Origin of the sequence: Coprococcus intestinihominis (assembly GCF_040096555.1) — a bacterium.
In the GTDB taxonomy this organism is placed as follows: Bacteria; Bacillota; Clostridia; order Lachnospirales; family Lachnospiraceae; genus Coprococcus_A; species Coprococcus_A intestinihominis.
Genome location: NZ_JBBMEK010000331.1, coordinates 1 through 3,060, shown reverse-complemented (window position 1 = coordinate 3,060; position 3,060 = coordinate 1). Strand labels below are relative to the sequence as shown.

Annotated in this window: 3 protein-coding genes; all 3 read left to right on the top strand. The window is 42.0% G+C overall.

The annotated features are described in order from the left end of the window. The first annotated feature begins 51 nt into the window (after nucleotides 1–51). Nucleotides 52–969 carry a CPBP family intramembrane glutamic endopeptidase gene (locus WMO25_RS16645; RefSeq protein ID WP_349086276.1) on the top strand — a complete coding sequence of 306 codons (918 nt, stop codon included), beginning with the start codon at nucleotides 52–54 and terminating at the stop codon, nucleotides 967–969. A 201-nt stretch (nucleotides 970–1,170) separates the two neighbouring features. After that, nucleotides 1,171–1,863, top strand: coding sequence for an iron-sulfur cluster assembly scaffold protein (locus tag WMO25_RS16640; RefSeq protein ID WP_015515437.1), 693 nt, complete (start codon nucleotides 1,171–1,173; stop codon nucleotides 1,861–1,863). A gap of 6 nt (nucleotides 1,864–1,869) precedes the next feature. Then, nucleotides 1,870–2,880 carry a GGGtGRT protein gene (locus WMO25_RS16635; RefSeq protein ID WP_117527522.1) on the top strand — a complete coding sequence of 337 codons (1,011 nt, stop codon included), beginning with the start codon at nucleotides 1,870–1,872 and terminating at the stop codon, nucleotides 2,878–2,880. Nucleotides 2,881–3,060: the final 180 nt, after the last annotated feature.

Genomic DNA, 3,060 nt, shown 5'->3' with positions numbered 1-3,060 from the left:
CAGCCCATATTTTTAAAACGCAGGATCAGATTGTAAAGAAAGAGGCATAGTATGCGCAGAAAGATCACAGAGGCCCATTTGCTGTTGATTATAACTTTTGCCATGTATATGGGCTATCAGTGGCTGATGCAGTGGATACCTCTCCATGATGTTATGTTTCATGTCATCATGGGACAGGTGATGCTGATTTTCCCAGGGGCATTGTGGATGCTGATACGATATCGGAAGAACAGACCGCAATTGTCAGAAAGAATGCTTTTTACACCGATATCCAATGCCAACATCAAGATGGCGGTGGCCGTGATTATTTCTGCGTACCCGGTTGTGGTGATTTTGAATCGTTTTTCTATGTTTTTTGTGAAAAACCAGGTGATGGAAGTCATGCCTTATATGATGAGAATGGGATATTTTCCAATGCTGTTTGTGATGGCAGTGATGCCAGCGTTTAATGAGGAATTTTTATGCAGAGGAATCTTGTACGGCGCATACCGACAGCGGGCTAAGACGACGGGAATATGGCTTAGTGCATTGGCTTTCGGGCTGTTTCATCTGAATTTCAATCAAATGCTGTATGCGGTTTATCTGGGGATAGTTTTGGCACTGATGGTTGAGGCAACCGGTTCAATTTATACATCCATGCTGATGCATTTCCTGTTGAATGGTTTCAATGTGACAATGAACTTCATGGCCAATCAGAGACTAATAGCGGATGCGGCGGTGAATCAGCAGCAAGTGACGGAATCTGTATCACAGACATTATCCGATGTGTCTATTCAGCAATTGGTGACAATGGCTGTTGTGCTGGCCATTTTCATCTTTTTAAATGGCATTTTGATCTACAGTACCTTTCGGATGAATGGTCGAAGTCTGCAAAATGACGGTGAAAAAGGACGAGTGATCGATGGGTGGATTGTCACTTTTGTGATAATCACTGTGATTTTAACGTATATGAATACAGATTTTCTATGATTTTTCTACATATTGCTATTACGAAAACAAATATTAGATGTATTGATGCAAGAACAATCCTGTTTTTGTCATAAAATTATCAAAGATGCCAAAAATGAAAAAATGAGCAAAAAACACTGGACTTCATTGAGAATTGATGGGAAAATAGTAAACAGATATGATGTAAATTTTGCATGATACATATTTGAAAGGAGTCACAAAATGATTTATTCACATGAAGTAGAATTAATGTGCCCTGTTGCAAAAGGCGCAAAACATGAGCCTGCTCCAATCCCTGAAGAAGGCAAATGGGTTCATTCCAAAGAAATTAAAGATATTTCCGGCTTTACACATGGTATTGGCTGGTGCGCACCACAGCAGGGTGCCTGCAAGCTGACACTGAATGTTAAGGAAGGTATTATAGAGGAAGCTTTAATCGAGACAATCGGATGTTCAGGTATGACTCATTCAGCGGCTATGGCAGCTGAAATTTTACAGGGCAAAACCATTCTGGAAGCTCTGAATACAGACCTTGTTTGTGATGCAATTAACACAGCAATGAGAGAGCTGTTCCTTCAGATTGTATACGGCAGAACACAGAGCGCATTCTCTGATGACGGTCTTGCAGTTGGTGCAGGTCTTGAGGACCTTGGCAAGGGCCTTCGTTCTCAGGTTGGTACAATGTATGGTACAAAGGCAAAAGGTGTTCGTTATCTTGAGATGGCAGAAGGTTATGTTACAGGCCTTGCCCTTGATGAGAATGATGAAGTTATCGGTTACCAGTTTGTAAGCCTTGGAAAGATGACTGACTTTATCAAGAATGGCGATGATCCTAACACTGCATGGGAAAAGGCAAAAGGTCAGTATGGCCGTGTAGCAGATGCAGTTAAAATTATCGACCCGAGAAAGGAGTAATCTAAAATGGCTTTATTTGAATCATATGAAAGAAGAATTGATCAGATCAATTCTGTTTTAAATAGCTACGGTATCGCTTCTATCGAAGAAGCAGAGAAGATCACAAAGGACGCAGGTCTTGATGTATACGAACAGGTTAAGAAGATTCAGCCAATCTGTTTCGAGAATGCATGTTGGGCATATACAGTCGGTGCTGCAATTGCTATCAAGAAGGGTTGCCGTAAGGCTTCCGATGCAGCTGCAGCAATCGGTGAAGGTCTTCAGGCTTTCTGTATCCCGGGTTCTGTTGCAGACCATCGTAAGGTTGGTCTTGGCCATGGTAATCTTGGCAAGATGCTGCTTGAAGAAGAAACAGAATGCTTCTGTTTCCTTGCAGGTCATGAATCTTTTGCAGCTGCAGAAGGTGCTATCGGTATCGCTGAAAAAGCTAACAAAGTTCGTCAGAAACCACTTCGTGTTATCTTAAACGGTCTTGGCAAAGATGCTGCTCAGATTATTTCACGTATCAACGGTTTCACATTTGTTGAGACACAGTTTGATTACAAAGCCAACAAGCTGAACGTTGTATATGAAAAACCATATTCAACAGGTCTTCGTGCATCTGTTAAATGTTACGGTGCAGATGATGTTCAGGAAGGTGTTGCAATCATGCATCACGAGAACGTAGGTGTTTCCATCACAGGTAACTCTACAAACCCTACAAGATTCCAGCATCCTGTAGCAGGTACATACAAGAAAGAATGTATCGAACAGGGTAAGAAATATTTCTCAGTTGCTTCCGGCGGTGGTACAGGCCGTACACTTCATCCGGACAACATGGCAGCAGGTCCTGCTTCCTACGGTATGACAGATACAATGGGACGTATGCATTCTGATGCTCAGTTCGCAGGTTCTTCATCTGTTCCGGCCCATGTTGAAATGATGGGTCTGATCGGTATGGGCAATAACCCAATGGTCGGCGCTACAGTTGCTGTTGCAGTTAGCGTTGAGGAAGCAGCAAGAGCTGGCAAGTTTTAGGCTTTTTGCTCCAAAAAGAAGTTAACATAATAATAGCGATTTTTGGTAAAAAAACGGCATTTGTACACGTTTTGTACACACTTTTTTAAATGTGTACAAGAAATGTGTGCACGTGTGCATAAAAAATCTCCCGGATTCCGTCAAGGTGTCCGGGAGATTTTTTCTTTTAAAGACTGCTGA

Bases quoted from the DNA above. Each gene is read 5' to 3' on its own strand.
- WMO25_RS16645 (WP_349086276.1), top strand. From the start codon at position 52: ATGCGCAGAAAGATCACAGAGGCCCATTTGCTGTTGATTATAACTTTT.
- WMO25_RS16640 (WP_015515437.1), top strand. From the start codon at position 1,171: ATGATTTATTCACATGAAGTAGAATTAATGTGCCCTGTTGCAAAAGGC.
- WMO25_RS16635 (WP_117527522.1), top strand. From the start codon at position 1,870: ATGGCTTTATTTGAATCATATGAAAGAAGAATTGATCAGATCAATTCT.